Origin of the sequence: Wolbachia endosymbiont (group B) of Episyrphus balteatus (genome assembly GCF_947250575.1) — a bacterium.
Lineage (GTDB): Bacteria > Pseudomonadota > Alphaproteobacteria > Rickettsiales > Anaplasmataceae > Wolbachia.
The window spans coordinates 1,028,521-1,047,908 of the sequence record NZ_OX366325.1; the positions used below are offsets into that span (position 1 = coordinate 1,028,521).

Here is a 19,388-nt window from a genome sequence, read left to right on the forward strand (position 1 = left end):
TTCGATAATATAAAGCATTTTTATGCTCAGTTGTAAAAAAATAACTTTCTTTCACAAATTAGTTTATAACTAAATTAGTATAAAGCATAATCATATTTACTTATCATCATTATTAATCAATAATTAATACCCATAAATTAACTATATCTAATCGCAAAGGGAGGTGGAGATGCGTTTTAAACTAGAAAAAGAAGATATTCCACAAAACGATTGTAATAATAGAATTGGTCGTAGGATACCTGCACAAATAAGATTAAATAACAAAACAACATTTAGCCTGCCTAGTGTATCTTACATTATCATCGACAACAATATTGATCTGCGTTTTCAAATTTGGGATTTGAAGCATGACGTGGGAAGTATATTAAACGACTTATCTCAAGGGCTACAACTAAAGCTAGAAAGGGTAGGAAATGATTACAAATTCGCTTTAGTTACTACCTCTGATCAACCTTATTATTATTACTATGATGGCAAAGATACTATGATAGATACTATTTATCATATGCCTTATGGTTACACAAATGGTTTACATGTTAACACATATAATCATGAAAGCTGTAGTACTTATTATGAACTGCTAGAAAACAGGAAGGTTTTAATAGATCCAAAAGACATAATTAGTAGCGAAAATGTTAGTCTTATTTTGGAAGATCTTAAAAGTTCACCTGATAGAAGACTCAAAATAAAAATAGGAGACTATTTGTTTAAAGAATCAAGAAATATATACAAATTATATAAGAGCGCTCAGGTATATAATCAGGTATATAATTTAACTGGTGAAAAAGTTGGCATATTGAATAATATCCTTTCAGCATTTACTCGTATAAGCAATACATTCCAGTTATTCCCTTTTCATGAAATGGAGAGCTTGAAAGCACAAGATACCTATTTCGCAGTAAAAAAGTTAGGCAATAGTTATGTTGGTTGCATATCGTATGAAAATAGCACATGCAAAAATTTTTATAATTTTAACCCTAATTCTTTTGGGTATGAGCACGACAATAGACCAGGTCCATATCCTTATTATTATAACTTAGAAAATTTCGATAACTTTTTGGAGGTTGATGTGAATATTCAAGAACATATAAATTTAGAAACAGAAATTGAACTTTTAAAACGCAGAATAGACAGATTAGAACGTACTGGTGTACAAGGTCCTAAAGGTGAGCCAGGTGAAAGGGGACAAAAAGGTGATAGAGGCTTCGATGGAGAGCCTGCTCCTCAAGGTATACAAGGTCCTCCAGGACAAAAGGGCGAACTAGGTTATACCGGTGCACCCGGTGAACCGGGGTTCCACGGTAAACAAGGTTCCAGAGGTGATAAGGGTGACCGAGGTTTTCCTGGTCCAGAAGGTTCTGTAGGTAGCACTGGAGCACGTGGTCCTAAAGGTGAACCAGGCCATTTGGGTCCAAAAGGCAACAAGGGAGAATCTGGTTCTCAGGGTAAGCCAGGTATAGATGGAACAAAAGGTATAAAGGGTGATAGAGGTGTGCGAGGTGAAAGTGGAACGAGTGGGCCAAGGGGTTGGAAAGGTGAGCCTGGTTCTCAAGGTCTAAAAGGTGAGAGAGGAGATACTGGTTCTAAAGGTGATAAAGGAGATACCGGAACAGATGGATTGCCAGGTGCACAAGGTCCTAAGGGAGAGCCAGGCATAAAAGGTGAGCCAGGTATAAATGGAACAAAGGGAGATATTGGTCCTAAAGGATTAGACGGAGCCATGGGAATAAAAGGTGATATTGGTGAGAAAGGAAAGATAGGTTCTAAAGGTGACAAAGGAGATACTGGGTCTAAAGGTGATAAAGGTAGAGATGCAAGTCCTGAAGAAGTTGCACAAAAATTAATTAATAATGGCACTATTGCTAATCAGGTGCTTGAATATCGTGACCAAGGCGGAGATTTAGTATTAGAGAAGCAAGTTGCAGGAAGAATTATTAGTAATCAAGATATTCAAACAGGAATAGCCATTGCATTAGCTGATAACAGAATGGAAGAGCTAGCAGATGTGTTACTAAGTGATGCTAATCATACATTAGTAGAAAACCTTGCAAATAATACCGAGCTAACACAAAGCATTGCAGAAGAACTAAGGAAAAATCCAGGAGAAGTCCAAGGTCCAAAGGGAGAAAAAGGAGATATTGGTCCTAAAGGATTAGATGGAGCCATGGGAATAAAAGGTGATATGGGTGAGAAAGGAGAGATAGGTTCTAAAGGTGACAAAGGAGAACCAGGTGCAAATGGATTGCAAGGTCCAGAAGGTCCTAAAGGATCAGATGGGTTGCCAGGTTCAAAAGGAGAGCCAGGTATGAGGGGCTTCAATGGTACACAAGGTCTTACAGGCAACAAGGGTGAGCCCGGTATAGACGGATTAAAAGGAGATATTGGTCCTCAAGGCATAAAAGGTGAGCCAGGTATAGATGGAATAGGTGCTACATTAGCTGATCAGTTTTTACGTGAGATAAGAAAAGCAAAAAATGAAACTCTGGATGCTAAAAAAGCAGCAGAGGCAGCTAAAAATGCTTCAGAAGGTTTTGCAAACAAAGTCGAAGAACTGCACAATAAAACAGCTATTTTTACAAAAAATGCTAAAAGTTTTAACACTCAAGCTTTGCGATCGCAAAGAGACACAGAGGCGCTCTATAGTAAAACAAAAGATATATTTTGTAGAACAAATCCAGCAGATCAAATTTGTGGTGCACGTAGAAGAAGGAGGGAAATTAAAAAATCATCAGTGACAAGCGGAGCAAGCAGACCAACTTCATTTATATCTCAAGTAATAAATTTCTTTTACCCTGCGGTAGGACAGGATGAATATAAAGTAAAAAATGAAATACAGGAAGTAGCAAAAATAATAAATGCAGCAGATATTGTAATACAATTTGAAGAAGTATTAGGAGCAACAGCTGTGAAATGTGGCATTTCAAAGAGAAGTCTAAATTTTGATCCAATGGAACTGCAGTCAACCATTATCAATAAGTCATTACTTAATGATGAAAATCATAACGAGTTGTTGAAGTTCTTGTGTGTAACTGCGAAAAAATCATTCCCTAATTACAAACAAACCGGTAAATGTTTGGCTATTTTTAAAGATCATATGGAAAAAAGATTAAATGAGCAGCAAAGAGCTTTCGTTAATACTGAAAAAATAGTGGCAGATAATGAGCAGCCAAGGAGTTTTATGAGTTATGTTACTCCTCCTAGTAGCCTCAGTGCCATTAATCAGCAAGTTGTTGGTTATTTAAGGTAATATCATGGAAAAACATATATTTAAAATAGACGATAAAAATCCGCTTTATAAAAAATTGATTAAACTTCCCACTGCATATTACATAGTAAAGGAAAATGGTAATGTTAATACTGTTTCTTCACATATTGGTACAGTTGAAGTAGGGAATATTAATGATTTAAAGTTAAAGGAGCAGGGTGATGAGATAGTTTTATTTACAAACAACTCACCTCTGAAATTAAATGGCACGGACTTTATTATAGAACAAAAAGCTATCATAGGCGAGAATCAAGAGAATATTATAAAACAGCTTAAATTAGGAGAAGAAGCGTTAATTTCACGTAAGTACATAAAAGACAGTAATAATTTTGTTATTGAACTCATAATGAGTGATGATCAAGGAAATTATTTATTTGGAATGCTCAATTTTATCAATTTTAACGATGAAAATGACCCAGTACTAGAAAAGATTAAAGAAGAAAAAAGTGGACTTTATTTTACAATAGAAGGTGATTATATCTATATATCAGATGAAGAAGGAAAATGTCTTCCAGTATGTAAAGATGGTAGTTGCTATAAGTATCAATACACAAAAAATGAACATGATATATTAGAAATTAGTGAGGTATCAACAATAATAAAAAACTTAACTAAGACTGAGCAGTGCAGTTTATCAGAAGCAACAGCTAAGGCAGGGCAGAATTCTATTTTGCAGCAAGAAAAAAAATTGTCGGATGATATCAATGAAGAAGAAAATGGTAAGTGTGTAGCTACTTTACCGAAAATTGGCTATCATATGCTAAATGGTGAGCTTGTCATATATAACCATACTACAAAAGAAGAAGAGATGAAAATTCCTAGAGATTTTCATTACCTCAAAGTTGTTCAGTCCAGTAATAATGATGATTATCAATTAACGTTTTGTAACTTCTTAGGTAATGAGTTTTTTGAACATAAAAAATATGATCCACAATACTCAAAGATCCCAGATGAATATCAGTATATAAGTTTAAACTGTATGAAAAAGGAATATAAGCCAAACTTTTGCAAGTTACTTAACGATAAACCATCATTTTTTATCACAGAAGGAACCACTAATCCAAACTCTCCAAGTTACTGCCCAGCTAATATATTTGAATTAACAAACAGTGGAAAAGGTAGAAAAATGACTACATTAACTGAGCAATTTTCCTCTGTAACGGACATAAATGATGAGTCTTACTCAACTGATGACTCAATTCTTTAATCATTCCAGAGCTATCTTAACCACGCACAAAGTATATTATAATTGTTTCAATAATTGTTTTTAAAATTGAATCGAGTAGACTTTCAAGCAGTGTAAAAATGTATTCTTTTTAGTTTAGATTCGCTACCATTTTGCCGCTCGTTAGTACCGCAGTGGTTTTGTAATAGAACACAAGCTGCAAAAACTTAAGGAAAAAATGGGTCAGTGCTTGACACTGGCATCTAGTTCTTTCCATCAAAAATGCTGTAAAGTGTTCACCAATTTAGTTGGATCCCAGTACTGGGATGACATTATGAAGACCTAGCAGTTTATGACGGTGTCATTCCAGCGCGTGGCGCTGGAATCTAGTTCTTATTACCTGAGTCTTCTGGGTCCCAGTACTCGTATGACAAGAAAAGGGAGTATTGGTTTCAGCATTAGCCATGCATCTGGATCCCAGTATCAAGTACTGGGATGACAAGAGAAAGAGGACACTGGGATGAAATTATGAAGGCCGGGATAAACACTATGAGGACTGGAATGACATTATGAAGACCTCTAGCAGTTTATGACGGTGTCATTCCAGTGTGGAATACAGCTTTTTTGTAACTTCATTGAAAATATCGTATAGCTATTTGTTCACAATTAATTCTTCTGGATCCCAGTACTCGGATGATAAGAAAAGAAACACTGGTTTCAATATTTGCATGCATCTGAACAGATACAGATGGCTAAAATATTGAAGAAAGCATACGCGTCAAGTTAAGAGCAACTAGCCTTCTTTGACTTGTCAAGAAAGGTCTTTTTTTCCCCAGATTCTATTATCACATGCTGAAATGACATCGAAGGACGCTCTTGCTTCTTCATGTAATTATGCAAAAAGTCCTTTGAATTTTTGCAGCTTGAAAAATCTTTATAAAATTTACTTTCTTTAAATGCTTTAATCTTCTCTTCATTATTTAATGAGCCATATTTAGAAAAATATTCATCTGTAATATAAATATATAAACTAATCAACTCAGGAAAAGTGTAATCAGTTTTGTTGGAAGACTTTAAACACGTAATTGGCAATTTATGTATATCTTTATCAGCTTTTTTCGAATCAATACACTCATCATTTTTTCTTAATATTATATGCTGCTTGAAAAATTCTTCATATTCCTCAAATCCTTCAAATACTTCTTTTTTTTGGTAATCTTTTCTTCTACCGCTTTGATCTATTTTTTCTATTTCTGTTGCAAGTTGCGCTGGCTGTTTTATCGTTTTATCTCCCTCTCGATTAAAGTACATTGTATAAGGAGTAATTGAATTTACGATTTTATATGTCTTCCAGTGGCAGCCAAAAATCTTCAGTACCAATCTGATTATCGGAGCAAGAAAAATTTTTAACTTTGCCATAAAACCAAAGTAATAAAGAGACGCTTGTTTAAGTGAACTAGCGGCATTGCTAACGATACATCTTAAATGTATATCCTTACCCTTAAAATTTTTATGAACCTCTGCAGCTACATGTCCACCAAGGCAGTCTCCAAACAATATGATATCATCTGGCTTTATACCTTTTTCCAATAAGTTAGTTACAACTGCTACACCAGATTTAACTCTATTGCTACGTATCAATGAGTTATTTTTACTTAAACCAAGTCCAGGATAATTAAAAAGATGTACAGTTATCCCTTGCTCTGTGGCCCAATTCCAATTTTGGGAATAATCTTTACCAGGGCTTAACGCTCTATTTCCACCAATAAAGTATATCAGATGTTTTTCACCTTGATTATTGTTTTGATTTTTACCAAGAAGCGTAATTGTCTCTATTTTCATCCCGTTTTGAGTTTTTATAAATTCTCTCTCAGTTTGCTCTCTTATTTCTTTCATATTTTAACTCTCACTATGCTGGTTTAATTACACAACAAAATCTTAAAAAAATCAACAAACCTTAATTTATGAACAATATAAACCTTCTCAAATTCATTGAATTATGCTTTCAAACGGTAGTGCCGGGATGTGAGTATAATGATTATCAATATATAAAAGTCATAGCAGACAGGCTTGAAGCAGCAAGCGCTGGTGAAGCAAGAAGAATAATATTCAATATGCCGCCGCGTTCAATGAAGTCCATTTGTGTAAGTGTTGCATGGCCCGCATGGATACTTGGAAATCAGCCAACTGCAAGAATAATAGTTGCAAGTTATTCTCGGTTGCTTAGCGAAAAGCACTCACTCGATACAAGGTGCATAATGCAATCTGATTGGTATAGAGAGCTATTTCCGAAAGTAGAATTATGCAAAGATCAAAACACTAAATATAAATTTCAAACAGTGCAAAGAGGATGTAGGATTGCAACATCAGTTGGGGGAACATTAACCGGTGAAGGTGGAGATTTCATTATCGTGGATGATCCACTAAGTCCCGCACAAGCTTTGAGCGAAACATTTAGAAAGCGTGCTGCAAACTGGTTTGATCAGGCTTTAGTAACCAGGCTCAACGACAGAAAAAAAGGAGTTATCGTTCTTGTGATGCACAGACTCCATTTAGAAGATTTAACTGGTCACCTCCTCTGTAAACCAAGAAACATATGGCATCATGTCTGTTTACCAATAATAGCTGAAGATAAGGAGATTATTTATTCAGTTAATAATCATATTCCAGAGCATGAACAGGAAATATACTCAAGAAAAGAAGGTCAATTGTTGTATTCCCTAACTGAAGGAAAAGAAGAAATTGAGATGATAAAAGCTGAACTTGGGAGTTATGGTTTTGCTGCTCAATACCAACAAAACCCTCTACCACTTTCAAGTGCTATAATTAAACGAGAGTGGTTGAAGCGCTATAAAAATTTTCCTGATAGCCTCTTGCATGTAACACAAAGTTGGGATACTGCAATTTCAACAAACAATACAAGTGACTTTAGTGTCTGCACTACCTGGACAAAAGTAGATAATACATTCTATTTACTCGATGTATATCGCGCAAAACTTGAATATCCAAAACTTAAAGAGAAAGTTCTGTCGCTGGCTGCAAGGTGGAAGCCACACGCAATTTTAATCGAAGCAAAAGCAAGCGGTCAGCAATTGGTTCAGGAGCTCAGGAAAAACAGTGATTTACCTATTATTCAAATAGTACCACATGATGACAAATTAACTCGATTTCACCGAATTGTCCCAATTATAGAATCTGAGCGGGTTTTTCTCCCTAACCAAGCAGTATGGCTTAGCGACTTTGAGTATGAGATTTTAATGTTTCCAGAAATCCGTCACGACGATCAAGTAGACAGTACCGTGCAATATCTTCAGTGGGTGAGAAATAATATTGCTAGAGTGGTAGCTATACGTTCATTGTAGCTTGAAAAGGTTCCTCGGAATTGTGTATAATTTTTTTAACTGAGCTTATTTAACTTATCCATTTTCTGAATGATATTTTAGGGTTTATTGAAATAAATACTACGCAAAAATTCTATCTCTGGGTGCTTAGATGAATATCTTTATATTAGACGAAAATCCTGTAACTGCAGCACAAATGTTATGCGATAAGCACATAGTAAAAATGCCGCTAGAAACTGCTCAATTGCTTAGCAGTGTTTTTTCAATAGCATTAAAAGAGCCAAATCCTTTAGTCAGCATTACAAACCAGAATATAGAAGTTCCATATAAACTTACTCACAAAAACCATCCTTGTTCTTTATGGGCTAGACAATCAAAAGGAAACTTTGATTGGTTAATAAAACATGGAAAAGAATTGTGTATAGAATATAGCTTGCGATACAAAAGAACGCATAAATCCGAAGAAGTTATAGATTGGTGCGATAATAACAAGGATTTGCTAATATTTCGATCAGCTGATATACAAGCTTTTACACAAGCGTTACCTGATCGATATAAATGTAGTAACCCAATAGAAGCATATAGAGAATATTACCTAAAAGAAAAGATGAGATTTGCTAAGTGGGAAAAAGGTAGAGAAGCACCAGATTGGTTGCTAGACAAAATGCTATAGGTTATAAAATTATCCAAACCGATCATAAAAAAGGTAGAATTGAAGTTGCAAAAGCAATGCTGGCTGATAATGTTGATGTTTATCAAGTTTATTGATCTTTCTATTTGTGAGATTAAAGAATTCAGTAAACTGTTATTCCCAGTATATGGTAGGCTACTTGCACTATAGAGTGTCATGTACACATCTGTACTAACAAGCAGAGGTAAATCTAAGTCAGTTTAGATATAACATTTACTTTAAAAAACTTTATTTTACGCTGATATTCTAGCGCTTTTCTGTGGTATTTTGTTGGGGTATAATTTGCAAAACTATCTTCCTTATAGGTTAAAAAATTACACTGCTTTATATGTAACTCTATCCACTCTGCATAATCCTGATGATCAGTTGCAATAAATATTTCACCTGTGACAAGTATTTTTTTTGCTAATAAATTTAAAAATTCCGTATTAATTAACCGTCTTTTGTTGTGACTTCTTTTTGGCCATGGATCTGGAAAGAGAATAAAGAATTTTTCAACACTGTGGTCAGGAAAATTGACAATTAATTCTCTTGCATCTTCTGTCCATATTAAAATATTTTTTATGCTGTGTGCTTCTATGCTTTTTAGCAAGGAAGAGACCCCCTTTAAATAAGGCTCACATCCTATAAATAATAGATCAGATTCATTTAATGCCTGATGGAGCATATTTTCACCATTACCGAAACCTATTTCTACCCGTATTCTTTTTTGTAAGTCTACGATCTTTTTTATAGATTCCTTGCTGTTTTTAATAGAATACTTCTCCAAAACATTCAACTTCAACCTAGATCTTCTGGAAAATGACCTAATCCAATTATTATTCCTAGATAACATATCTTACATAACTTAATCTTTTATAGCTTAAACAATTCTCGAAATGAATTAATGAGAATTTACTTGTCACTAATTATTAATATTATATAATATATGAGTTCTAATGAAGTTAAAATTAAAAGGTATGGAAAGTACAGTTGCTATCAAGAGGCTATCATCAAATAGGTTCATAGAAGAGATATTTCAAGATCAATTTGATAATCAAGACAATGACTTTTGTGAAGATTCTTTTGCTAACAAAATCAAAGAAGGAGATGTGGTAGAAGGTATAATCACAAGAAGAAATTCTAATGATATTGTGGTTGATGTTGGTTTAAAGTCAGACGGAAGAATTCTGATTAAGGAGCTCAGTTGTAATGATGATATCACTGTTGGCTCGAAAATTAGAGTTTATGTTGAAAGAATTGAAGATTACCATGGTAATGTTGTTCTTAGTCGTGAGAAAGCAATCAGAGACGAAAAATGGAATAAATTGGAAGAAAGCGCAGTTACAAAAGATGAAGTAACAGGAATCATTAAACGCTCAATTAAATGCGGTTTTATTGTTGATCTTGGTGATGGAATAAGTGCGTTTTTACCGCTGAGTCATGTGGATTTGAAGCAAATAAAAGATGCTAATCACCTTATTGAAACTGAACAAAAATTCATCGTGCTTAAAATGGATAAGAAGCAGGGGAATATTGTAGTATCAAGAAAGCTGGTATTAGAGAAATTGCATGCTGGTGAAAAAATTAAGTTTTTAGAATCTTTAAATGAAGGTGATGTAGTAGAAGGCAAAATAAAAAGCATCACTCACTACGGTGCATTTGTTGGCATTCATGAATCAGATACAGTGGGAGTTATAGATGGGCTGCTACATATTACAGATATCTCTTGGAGTAATGTAAGTCATCCATCTGCAATTTTTTCTTATGGTCAGCATATAAAAACTAAAATTATAAAAATAGATAGAGAAAATGGAAAAATCTCCCTGGGTGTAAAACAATTAGGAGACAATCCTTGGCAAGATCTAGAGTCAAAATGTCCAATTAACAGCGTACACAAAGGATGTGTAACGGGTATAAAAGATTGTGGATTCATTGTTGAGATTAAACCTGGGATTGCGGGTTTGGTACACTCATCAGAAATAACTTGGAGCAAGAGTAATTTACCAATCAGTAGTTTTGTAACAATAGGACAAGAAGTGGATGTAAAAATTCTCGGTATTGACATTATTAAAAATAAGATGAGTTTAAGCACAAAAAGGTGCGTAGAGAATCCTTGGCAAGTATTTATTGATAAATATCCTCTTGGTTCTATTGTTTCTGGTAAAGTTAAAAGCAACAATGGTTCACAAATATCTGTGACTTTTGATAATTCTGAGATATCTGAGGACGTAGAAGGAACAATTTATATGCAAAATCTAAGTTGGTCGAAAAACAATTCAGATGAGATAAAAAAGTATAATGTAGGTGATGAAATAGAAGCAAAAGTGATAAGGGCTAACGTAGATCGGACAAGAATTTATCTTGGAGTAAAGCAAATAGAGTATGATCCTCTTGAAGAACTGATAGAGAAAGTTAAAGTAGGGGATAAAATTCAGGTTACTGTAAGTAAGAGAGAGGAAAATGGTCTAATCGTTGAGGTTGAGAACAATGTAACCCTTTTAGTAGATCAAGAGCATTTACCAGAAAATAAAAAGTTTTCTATATCAGAAAAAATACAAGTTGAAGTAATAGGTGTTGAAAAATATAATATAATATTATCTGCCAAATAACTTCTTGTGCTTCATATAAATGGCAACGAAATCTGATATAATAGCAAAAGTGGCAAAAAAACACCTTTTGTTAGATAAGATCATTATAGCAGACATAGTTGATAGTTTCTTTCGAGTGTTTTCAAACACGTTGAAATATCATAATAGAGTTGAAATCAGGGGGTTTGGTTCTTTTTCAATTAGAAGCTATAACTTGAAAGAAGCAAGTAATTTGACGTCACAGAAGGTTGCAAAACATCAATACTTTAAAACTTATTTTCGTAGCAGTAAAAAGTTATCCCTCTTGATAAATGAATAAAAATCTATATTGTAAATTTGAAAGTTGTACAATATAGCATCATATGCAAGTAGTAGAAATAGTTATACATAATAACACATATAAAATATCTTGCGAAAGTAAAAAGAAGGACCATTTATTACAACTTGCTAATAGCTTCAACAAGCTAGTTAGCTCCATATCTCAAAGAACTGGAGGTAAGGGCTCAGATGCATTAAATTTCTTACTTGCAGCATTGACTCTCGAAGATAAAATTTTAGAATTAACAAAGCGATTAGACGAAATAAATCAAGAATGCAAAAAGTATAGGGAGGAAAAAAGAGTAGAATATGCTGAAGTATTAGATAGGGTAAACAAGATTATTGGGTGCATAAGTGATTAAAGCAAGCAATCAAATCGACTACCTCACTACTCAAATCAGGGGGGAGAAGTTTCTTACGAGTGATGTAACAATATAATTCGCAATCATCAAGATCAACTATTTTTTCGTATTCAATTAGTTCACTTAAGGAAAATTTATCAAGATATTTCAATGCAAAATGCCCTAAAAGTATATCAGTTTCTTTACAACCCCTATGCCAACTCCTATACATCAGTTTTCTTCTTAATAAGGAGATATCTATCATTGTCATTAAACTTTTTTTTAATTTAAAGACTAAACTAAATACTTGTCAAGCAAGGCGCATTTTAATATACTCAACGTTTGATTAAGATTTAAAACATAGGTGGAATTAATTTCTCATCAACTTAGCGCTGGAATATATTATTTTTTATCGTTTTCTTTAATAATTTCTATCATAGTATTCGTGCATGAATGTGGGCATTATATTGTCGCTAAAGCATGCAAGGTTAAAGTTGAATCTTTTTCTATAGGCTTTGGTCCTGAAATTTTTGGTTTTAACGACAAGTCTGGAACTAGATGGAAATTAAGTGCCTTTCCATTGGGTGGCTACGTTAAAATGTTAGGGGATACTAATGCAGCAAGCGTTCCTGTTGATCAACAAAAATTAACTGAAGAAGAAAAATTATACTCATTCCATACAAAACCTCGATATCAAAAAGCAGCAATAGTTTTTGCAGGGCCTTTTGCAAACATGATATTTACCGTTATAGCTTTCACAATATTTTTCAGCGTGGCAGGTTATTATCGTACTCCACCAGTAATTGGTAATGTAATTGAAGAAAGTGCAGCAAAGCAAGCTGGCCTATTACCAGGTGACACTATTACACAGATCAATGAGTACAAAATAAAATACTTTGAAGATATTTCACGCGTGATAATGTCCAACCCTGAAACAAGAATAGAAATTAAGTATAGAAGAAATAACGAAGAGTACAGAACTATTCTAACTCCGTTTACAGTTGAGGATAGAGATGTCTTTGGTAACATAATAGAAAGAAAAACTATAGGAATTACCTCAATTAATATGATAGGGTTAAAACAGTCATCTTTTCTTGGAGCTGCTAGCCTATCAGTGAATGAAACCTACCACACTATGTGTTTAACAATCAAAGCACTCTTTCAAATTGTTGTTGGTAAAAGGAGTATAAATGAAATAGGTGGGCCAATAAAAATTGCAAAATATTCAGGGCAATCAGCTAAAAAGGGACTTATGATGGTTCTATATTTTATGGCAATTATTTCAGCTAATTTAGCTGCAATTAACTTGCTGCCAATACCACTACTAGATGGTGGGCATTTATTTCATTATATTATAGAAGCAGTTATACGTAGAGATTTGAGTTTGAAATATCAAAAATATGCAGTCACTTTTGGTGCTACCATACTGTTTTTGTTGATGGCAGTTGCAATCACAAATGATATTAGGCATCTTTTTTAAGATACATATGAAAAAGTTATTTCACATACTAATAATAATACTTATTTCTTTTCCCACTCTACTTGTTGCTCTAGAAAATAAAGAAAAAGTACAGATAAAAAATATTAAGTATATTGGCAATGAGCGAGTAAGTGATCAAACAATAAGGTTTTATACAAAATTAGAACCAGGTAGTCATATAAATGATGATGATGTAGATTCAATTATAAAAGATTTATATAAAACAAAGTTATTTGCTAGTATTAACGCCTATATCGATGATGAAAAAAACTTAGTAGTAAAAATTCATGAGAATCCATTGATTAACAAAGTAATATTGAAAGGCAATAAGTTATTTAACAGTAAAGAGTTGCTAAATAACGTTATCCAGTCAAAATCACTAACTATTTTCACTGAAACAAAATTACAAAACGATTTAATAAATCTAGCTACTCTTTATAGGAACAGTGGTAAAATTGGTGTTAAAATTGCATATGAGCTAGATAAGCTTGGTAGCAATAGGATAAACCTAATTTTTAAGATAAAAGAAGGAAGAACGTCTAAAATTAAGGGTTTACGATTCATAGGTAATAAAAACTTTTCAGCAAATGAGCTAGAGCAAGTTATCAAAAGGCATAGCAATGATATATTTAGTAAGTTATTTAGAGCCATTTTTAAAAGCGGAACTCATTATTCACCTCAATATCTACTGATTAATACAGAACTGCTTGATCGCTTCTATTCATCTAAGGGATATATTCAAAATAATATCCAACCAATTGTTGAGGTTGATAATAACAACCAAATAGAGTTAACTTTTTTGATTGATGAAAAGCAGCAATACTTATTTGGAAATAATGAAGTTGATATTGAAACTGAGATTAAGGATTTAAGTTTAAGGGAAGAAATATTAGAATTTATCAAAGAGGAAAATAATCAAATATTTAATAGAGTTAAAATTAACAATACAGCAGAAAAAATAAGTAAACATTTAAACGAAAAAGGATATATATTTGCAAAAGTTAATCCAGAATATACACAACATAACAATATTGTGGATGTAACTTACAAAGTGCTACCAGGTAAAAAGATTTATATAAACCAAATTACTATTGATGGCAATGACCGCACTTTAGATAAAGTAATTAGAAGAAAACTTAGCATGGCAGAAGGCGACGCATATAACACATCTGAGATTCAAAAATCACGTAGAAAACTTATATATAGCGATTTTTTTGAAACAGTAAAAATAAATAGTTATATAGTGGATGAAAATGCAGTAAATCTTGATTTAAATGTCAAAGAAAAAAGAACTGCCTCGTTATCTTTAACAGGTGGCATGTCTCTTCCTGGTGGAGTATTTGTTAAAACCGATTTCACAGATCGTAATTTATTTGGTAGTGGTAAAGAGGTATCTTTTGCTCTTGAAAAAAGTCAATATGTTCTTTCTACTAGTATAGACGCTGTTGAAAATAATTTTAACGATTCTGATACGTCATTAGGCGTAGGTATATTTTATGAAAAACAAGATAAGCCAAACACCACTTTTGATACTTGTGACTGGGGAGGAACAGTAAAATTATCTTATAAAATTTTAGAAAATCTAACCAACTCTATTCGCTATTCTTATAAATATAACCATATACATATGGACAATAAGAGTGGAAAAGATGAGGATATCTCTGAGATAATAAGAGATCAAGAAGGTGAGTATCAGGTTTCATCAGTGGGATATACGTTATCATACAATAAACTGGATAACCTCTATACTCCTAAAGAGGGATATTTATTGCGCTTAAATCAGGATATTTCAGGATTGGGAGGAAATGTAAATTTCCTAAAATCTGAGTTTTTGTCTTTTTATACACGCCCTATACTAAGCAAAATTGATGATGATATAACATTGCGCTTTAAAATAGCAGCAGGTCATATTTTCTCTTATACCGATAAAGAGCTAAATATTGGCCAGCACTTTTTTAAAGGTGGTAATGAAATTAGAGGATTTGACCTTTCCGGCATTGGACCAAGAGCAGAAGACAAAAATAAAAGCTCATTGGGAGGCAAAACTTATTTTAATTTAACACAGCAAGTAGATTTTCCACTATCTAAATTATACGACTATGCTGGTATCAAAGGCTCACTATTTGTTGACTACGCAACACTTTTTGGTTTAGATGAAAAGAAGATATATAGTGGAAAATATTACGATAGTAAGCTTATAAGAGTATCACCAGGTTTTGGCTTTTCAATGCCCTCTCCTTTTGGTAGACTTAGATTAGATTTTGGGTTTCCTTTAGTAAAGGAAACTTATGATATAATACCATCACCAAACGTTAAAATTTCTATTGAAGCGGGGATTTGAATGAAATATATACAGTTATTTACATCAGTCATTGCCTTAATTGTTTCCTTATTTGTAGGGTATAAGTTTGTAGGGTATCAACCTCAGAGCGCGATTAATACAAAGGCTGCCATTATTGATAGTGACAAAGTTATCAACGAATCTCTGGCTCTGCAAAATATACAACAACAAATAAAGGAGCAGAATTCTAGATTACAGCAAGAATTTGAAAATGAGTTAGAAAAATTTAAGCCATCGAAAGAAGAATTTGACCTTTTGTCAGAAGAAGCAAAAAAAGAAAAGACGGAACAATTTAGTAAGTACACTGTAAGCGTTAGGGATAATTACGCTAAGAAAATGTCAAATTTAGAAGAAAACTATAGAGAAGCAGTAGAAAGTGTCTTTAACAAAATAAAAGAAGTGGCTAAAAGAACGGCAGAAAAAAACAATGTAGATTTAGTACTATTTATTTCAAAAAAAAACCAAGTTCTATACTCTATGGATGAGGTTGATTTATCAGATGTGGTATTAAAAAATGTAAATAAGGAAATACCTGAATTTGCTTTGCAAAGCATTGAGTAGGCTTATGCAATTTAATATCAGTGATATTATAAAAATACTACCACATTCTTATCCGTTTCTCTTAGTAGATAGAGTAATAGAATGTGACCATGGTAAAAGCATAAAAGCAATCAAAAATGTGACTTTCAATGAGCCATTTTTTATTGGCCATTTTCCTGGCCATCCGATAATGCCAGGAGTTTTGATAGTTGAGTCTTTAGCTCAGGCATCTGCTATATGTGTCCTCGGTAAAGAAACAATAGAAAATAAAGTTGTTTACTTTATGTCTATTGAAAACGCAAAATTCAGAAGACCAGTTATTCCAGGGGACACGTTGGTTCTTCAATCCAATATAAAAAATGCGTGTTTGGGTGCACGCAAATTTGAGTGTGTTGCATATGTTGGGGAAGAAAAAGCTGCAGAAGCAACAATCTTAGCAAGACTGCAAGACAAATAAAATCTTCATCTCTAAGAAACAGTATGTACACTGTATAGTATAACAATGCAACTGAATTTCAAAATCTCATTTTCAAACTTATACACTTGTAGTGGATTAATAAAATTAGATGAGACGTTTTTAGATTATATAAAATCGTGCGATGAAAGCTTGTTTTGTTCATTAATTGAAGCAAGAGAAAAAGCAGCTTCTTCTTTGATGTCATCCCAGTGCTTGACACTGGGATCCATAGAACAACCAATGTTGGCCACTCAAATGACAGATAGTCAGTTAATAATAGACCTCTCATATTTACTTGATGAATTTATTGCAAAACTTTTTAATATTGGAAAAGAAGCAGAGGAGCTAAAGAAAAAGCACAACGACTTTGCTGCAATATATAAGTGTAAAAGGTTATTTGTTCAACGCTATGCATTAAAGAAGTACACTGATATAGCAGATATAGATATTGATTATGTTACCAGCAAATTAAATCGCTTTCTTGCCCTACCAACAACAGAAAAAAATTTTGCTGAGCAGGTGATGCGTTGGTTGGAAAATAAAGAGGATCACAAAGAAGAAATAGAACTTGCAGCGCAATATGCAGCGTGGAGAGTAAAAAATAAACAGAGTATACTTTTTAGTATTCACAGAAAAATTGATCACGAAAATCTCGTATCGTTCTTCAAAAAAGAAGTAGACGAAGTTGAGGTATTGTATTCAAGCAAAACAAAAAGACGACATGGTTTTGATCTGACAAGTGAAAAGGTGAGTTTGAATAAAGCATTGGATAATGCTCATTACTGCATATTTTGTCATAAGCAAAATAAGGACAGTTGTTCAAAGGGGCTAAGTAATAACGACAATAACTTTAAACAGTCCCCACTCAAAGTTGAATTGCACGGCTGTCCACTAGAACAGAAAATATCAGAAATGAATCTGGTGAAAAGCGAAGGGTACAGCATAGCAAGCCTTGCAATTGTGGTAATAGATAACCCATTATGTGCAGCTACTGGGAAAAGAATATGCAATGATTGCATGAACTCATGCATATATCAGAAACAAGAGCCTGTAAATGTGCCAATGATTGAAACAAGGATTCTAGATGATGTGCTTAGTTTACCGTATGGATTTGAAATATATTCTCTGCTTAGCCGTTGGAATCCTTTAAATTTTCAGCGTCCATTGCCAAAAGGAAACACAGGAAAAAACGTCCTAGTTGTAGGGCTTGGTCCTGCGGGTTTTAATTTAGCTCATCATTTATTAAACGATGGGCATAACGTTATCGCCATTGATGGACTAAAGATTGAACCTTTGATCGATAATTTTCAGCTAATTAAAGATTTCGAGCATGAAAAACTAAGTGAACGCACAGCTGGTGGATTTGGTGGAGTAGCAGAGTATGGCATAACCTCTAGATGGAACAAAAACTATCTAAAAATCATTAGACTTTTGCTGGAAAGACGTGAGAATTTCGCACTTTATGGAGGTATTCGTTTTGGTGGCACGATTAATGTTGATGACGCGTTCAACTCGGGTTTTGATCACATCGCCCTAGCACTTGGCTCTGGCAAGCCACGAATGATCAAAATAAAGAATATACTAGCTCGTGGAGTGCGTATGGCATCTGACTTTCTTATGTCGTTACAACTGACTGGCGCTCTTAAATTTGATTCTATAGCAAGTCTGCAAGTTCGTATGCCGATAGTTGTAATAGGGGCTGGGCTTACTGCGATTGACACTGCCACTGAAGCTTTAGCGTATTATCCAATTCAAGTAGAAAAATTTCTTCTTCGTTATGAAATATTGGTTGATAAGTACGGAAAAGACTGTGTTGAAAAAGATTGGACAGAAGAAGAGCACGAAATTGCGAATGAGCTCATATCGCACGCAAAGTTGATCCAAGCAGAGCAAGAATTAGCAAAAAAAGAAAGTAGAGAAATAAAAATATTAGAGTTAATGCAGAGTCTTGGGGGAGTGAAAGTTGTATATAGAAAAGAGCTGAAAGACTCGCCAAGTTATCGATTAAATAGCGAAGAGGTGCAAAACGCATTATCAGAAGGGATTTACTTTATTGAAAACTTAGAGCCAGTTGAAGTTGTGACAGATAAATATAACCATGCTGAGTCAATAAAACTGATAGACACAAAATCCGGCGAAATCAAACGTATAAAAGCACGTTCTATTTTTATAGCAGCAGGTACTGAGCCAAATACAGTTATTGCAACAGAAGATAAAAAGCATTTTAAATTAAGTAATGGGTATTTTACTCATTTGAATTCATCAGGAAAAGAAATAGACCCAATATTTTCTCCTAAAATGCAAAATAAAGATAGAATATTAGTGTATAAGCAAGGCAATAAAACAATCAGCTTTTTTGGTGATCTTCATCCTTCGTATAGTGGCAGCGTCGTGAAAGCTATGGCAAGTGCTAAGAACGGCTACCCTATTATTTCTCAGCTTTTGAGTGGAGTGATCCAAACAGCTAATCAGCCAGCGTCACGCGCTGGAGTGACGCTGTTCCGTCAAGCTAACAAAGAATTCTTTAATAGAATCAAAGAGCAATTCACTGCAAAGGTTATAAAAGTTCAATATTTAACAGACAAAGTTGTGGAAATAGTGATCAAAGCACCACTTGCGGCAAAGAATTTTAAACCTGGACAATTCTTTAGGTTGCAAAATTTTGAAACCAATAGCAGAAAAACTCACCTCACTATGGAAGGTATAGCAGTAACCGGCACTGAAGTAGACAAAAAAAAAGGATTTATTTCTACTATTGTGCTTGAAACTGGCGGTTCCACTAATTTATGTAAATGTTTTAAAAAAGGTGAACAAATAATTCTTATGGGTCCAACTGGCAGTCCTACTGAGATTGGTTAAACCTATTTTGTACTAATTAT

The 19,388-nt window shown here is 33.7% G+C and carries 15 protein-coding genes; 12 read left to right on the top strand and 3 right to left on the bottom strand.

What is annotated here, in order from left to right:
* Positions 1-169: 169 nt before the first annotated feature.
* Both OOL05_RS04875 and OOL05_RS04880 read left to right on the top strand, forming a co-directional pair.
* On the top strand, positions 170-3,247 hold the full coding sequence (locus OOL05_RS04875; RefSeq protein WP_264730033.1) for a collagen-like protein: 3,078 nt from the start codon (positions 170-172) through the stop codon (positions 3,245-3,247).
* A 4-nt stretch (positions 3,248-3,251) separates the two neighbouring features.
* Positions 3,252-4,472, top strand: a complete 1,221-nt coding sequence (locus OOL05_RS04880) for a hypothetical protein (protein ID WP_264730035.1) — start codon at positions 3,252-3,254, stop codon at positions 4,470-4,472.
* Between the two features lie 741 nt (positions 4,473-5,213).
* On the opposite strand, the gene OOL05_RS04885 is transcribed toward OOL05_RS04880, so the two are convergent.
* Positions 5,214-6,326: an alpha/beta hydrolase family protein gene (locus OOL05_RS04885; RefSeq protein WP_264730037.1), complete on the bottom strand. Its 1,113-nt coding sequence runs from the start codon at positions 6,324-6,326 to the stop codon at positions 5,214-5,216.
* 68 nt (positions 6,327-6,394) lie between these two features.
* Between OOL05_RS04885 and terL the strand changes: the two genes are divergently transcribed.
* Both terL and OOL05_RS04895 read left to right on the top strand, forming a co-directional pair.
* On the top strand, positions 6,395-7,792 hold the full coding sequence (gene terL / locus OOL05_RS04890; protein ID WP_264730039.1) for a phage terminase large subunit: 1,398 nt from the start codon (positions 6,395-6,397) through the stop codon (positions 7,790-7,792).
* A gap of 130 nt (positions 7,793-7,922) precedes the next feature.
* On the top strand, positions 7,923-8,444 hold the full coding sequence (locus OOL05_RS04895; RefSeq protein ID WP_006013204.1) for a pyrimidine dimer DNA glycosylase/endonuclease V: 522 nt from the start codon (positions 7,923-7,925) through the stop codon (positions 8,442-8,444).
* A 208-nt stretch (positions 8,445-8,652) separates the two neighbouring features.
* Here OOL05_RS04895 and trmB read toward each other — a convergent pair whose 3' ends face one another.
* Entirely contained in the window at positions 8,653-9,297 is a 645-nt protein-coding gene (gene trmB / locus OOL05_RS04900; RefSeq protein WP_264730041.1) for a tRNA (guanosine(46)-N7)-methyltransferase TrmB, read from the bottom strand.
* A gap of 103 nt (positions 9,298-9,400) precedes the next feature.
* Here trmB and OOL05_RS04905 point away from each other — a divergent pair, with 103 nt between their 5' ends.
* The 3 genes from OOL05_RS04905 to OOL05_RS04915 are packed head-to-tail and all read left to right on the top strand — an operon-like array spanning position 9,401 to position 11,712.
* On the top strand, positions 9,401-11,053 hold the full coding sequence (locus OOL05_RS04905) for a 30S ribosomal protein S1 (RefSeq protein ID WP_264730043.1): 1,653 nt from the start codon (positions 9,401-9,403) through the stop codon (positions 11,051-11,053).
* A gap of 19 nt (positions 11,054-11,072) precedes the next feature.
* Complete coding sequence (locus tag OOL05_RS04910; protein WP_264730045.1) at positions 11,073-11,351, top strand: HU family DNA-binding protein; 279 nt, start codon at positions 11,073-11,075, stop codon at positions 11,349-11,351.
* 43 nt (positions 11,352-11,394) lie between these two features.
* On the top strand, positions 11,395-11,712 hold the full coding sequence (locus tag OOL05_RS04915) for a cell division protein ZapA (RefSeq protein ID WP_010404232.1): 318 nt from the start codon (positions 11,395-11,397) through the stop codon (positions 11,710-11,712).
* Here OOL05_RS04915 and OOL05_RS04920 read toward each other — a convergent pair.
* Positions 11,690-11,956 (bottom strand): succinate dehydrogenase assembly factor 2, encoded by a 267-nt coding sequence (locus OOL05_RS04920; protein ID WP_010404229.1) that lies wholly within the window; start codon positions 11,954-11,956, stop codon positions 11,690-11,692. The two genes, OOL05_RS04915 and OOL05_RS04920, sit on opposite strands and share 23 nt — an antisense overlap.
* A gap of 99 nt (positions 11,957-12,055) precedes the next feature.
* Between OOL05_RS04920 and rseP the strand changes: the two genes are divergently transcribed.
* The 5 genes from rseP to OOL05_RS04945 are packed head-to-tail and all read left to right on the top strand — an operon-like array spanning position 12,056 to position 19,368.
* Positions 12,056-13,171 carry an RIP metalloprotease RseP gene (rseP, locus tag OOL05_RS04925; protein WP_010404225.1) on the top strand — a complete coding sequence of 372 codons (1,116 nt, stop codon included), beginning with the start codon at positions 12,056-12,058 and terminating at the stop codon, positions 13,169-13,171.
* 7 nt (positions 13,172-13,178) lie between these two features.
* Positions 13,179-15,512 (top strand): outer membrane protein assembly factor BamA, encoded by a 2,334-nt coding sequence (gene bamA, locus OOL05_RS04930; protein WP_264730047.1) that lies wholly within the window; start codon positions 13,179-13,181, stop codon positions 15,510-15,512.
* Entirely contained in the window at positions 15,513-16,073 is a 561-nt protein-coding gene (locus tag OOL05_RS04935; protein WP_010404220.1) for an OmpH family outer membrane protein, read from the top strand.
* 4 nt (positions 16,074-16,077) lie between these two features.
* The gene (gene fabZ, locus OOL05_RS04940; protein ID WP_264375982.1) at positions 16,078-16,509 is read left to right on the top strand and encodes a 3-hydroxyacyl-ACP dehydratase FabZ; all 432 of its coding nucleotides are present in this window, start codon (positions 16,078-16,080) and stop codon (positions 16,507-16,509) included.
* Between the two features lie 45 nt (positions 16,510-16,554).
* Positions 16,555-19,368: an FAD-dependent oxidoreductase gene (locus OOL05_RS04945; protein WP_264375983.1), complete on the top strand. Its 2,814-nt coding sequence runs from the start codon at positions 16,555-16,557 to the stop codon at positions 19,366-19,368.
* Positions 19,369-19,388 lie beyond the last annotated feature (20 nt).

What these genes read in the sequence shown, in the direction of transcription:
- OOL05_RS04945 (WP_264375983.1), top strand. Translation starts at nt 16,555, where the DNA reads ATGCAACTGAATTTCAAAATCTCATTTTCAAACTTATACACTTGTAGT.
- OOL05_RS04895 (WP_006013204.1), top strand. Translation starts at nt 7,923, where the DNA reads ATGAATATCTTTATATTAGACGAAAATCCTGTAACTGCAGCACAAATG.
- OOL05_RS04885 (WP_264730037.1), bottom strand. Translation starts at nt 6,326, where the DNA reads ATGAAAGAAATAAGAGAGCAAACTGAGAGAGAATTTATAAAAACTCAA.
- OOL05_RS04920 (WP_010404229.1), bottom strand. Translation starts at nt 11,956, where the DNA reads ATGATAGATATCTCCTTATTAAGAAGAAAACTGATGTATAGGAGTTGG.
- fabZ (WP_264375982.1), top strand. Translation starts at nt 16,078, where the DNA reads ATGCAATTTAATATCAGTGATATTATAAAAATACTACCACATTCTTAT.
- OOL05_RS04875 (WP_264730033.1), top strand. Translation starts at nt 170, where the DNA reads ATGCGTTTTAAACTAGAAAAAGAAGATATTCCACAAAACGATTGTAAT.
- OOL05_RS04915 (WP_010404232.1), top strand. Translation starts at nt 11,395, where the DNA reads ATGCAAGTAGTAGAAATAGTTATACATAATAACACATATAAAATATCT.
- terL (WP_264730039.1), top strand. Translation starts at nt 6,395, where the DNA reads ATGAACAATATAAACCTTCTCAAATTCATTGAATTATGCTTTCAAACG.
- OOL05_RS04935 (WP_010404220.1), top strand. Translation starts at nt 15,513, where the DNA reads ATGAAATATATACAGTTATTTACATCAGTCATTGCCTTAATTGTTTCC.
- trmB (WP_264730041.1), bottom strand. Translation starts at nt 9,297, where the DNA reads ATGTTATCTAGGAATAATAATTGGATTAGGTCATTTTCCAGAAGATCT.
- OOL05_RS04910 (WP_264730045.1), top strand. Translation starts at nt 11,073, where the DNA reads ATGGCAACGAAATCTGATATAATAGCAAAAGTGGCAAAAAAACACCTT.
- bamA (WP_264730047.1), top strand. Translation starts at nt 13,179, where the DNA reads ATGAAAAAGTTATTTCACATACTAATAATAATACTTATTTCTTTTCCC.
- OOL05_RS04905 (WP_264730043.1), top strand. Translation starts at nt 9,401, where the DNA reads ATGAAGTTAAAATTAAAAGGTATGGAAAGTACAGTTGCTATCAAGAGG.
- OOL05_RS04880 (WP_264730035.1), top strand. Translation starts at nt 3,252, where the DNA reads ATGGAAAAACATATATTTAAAATAGACGATAAAAATCCGCTTTATAAA.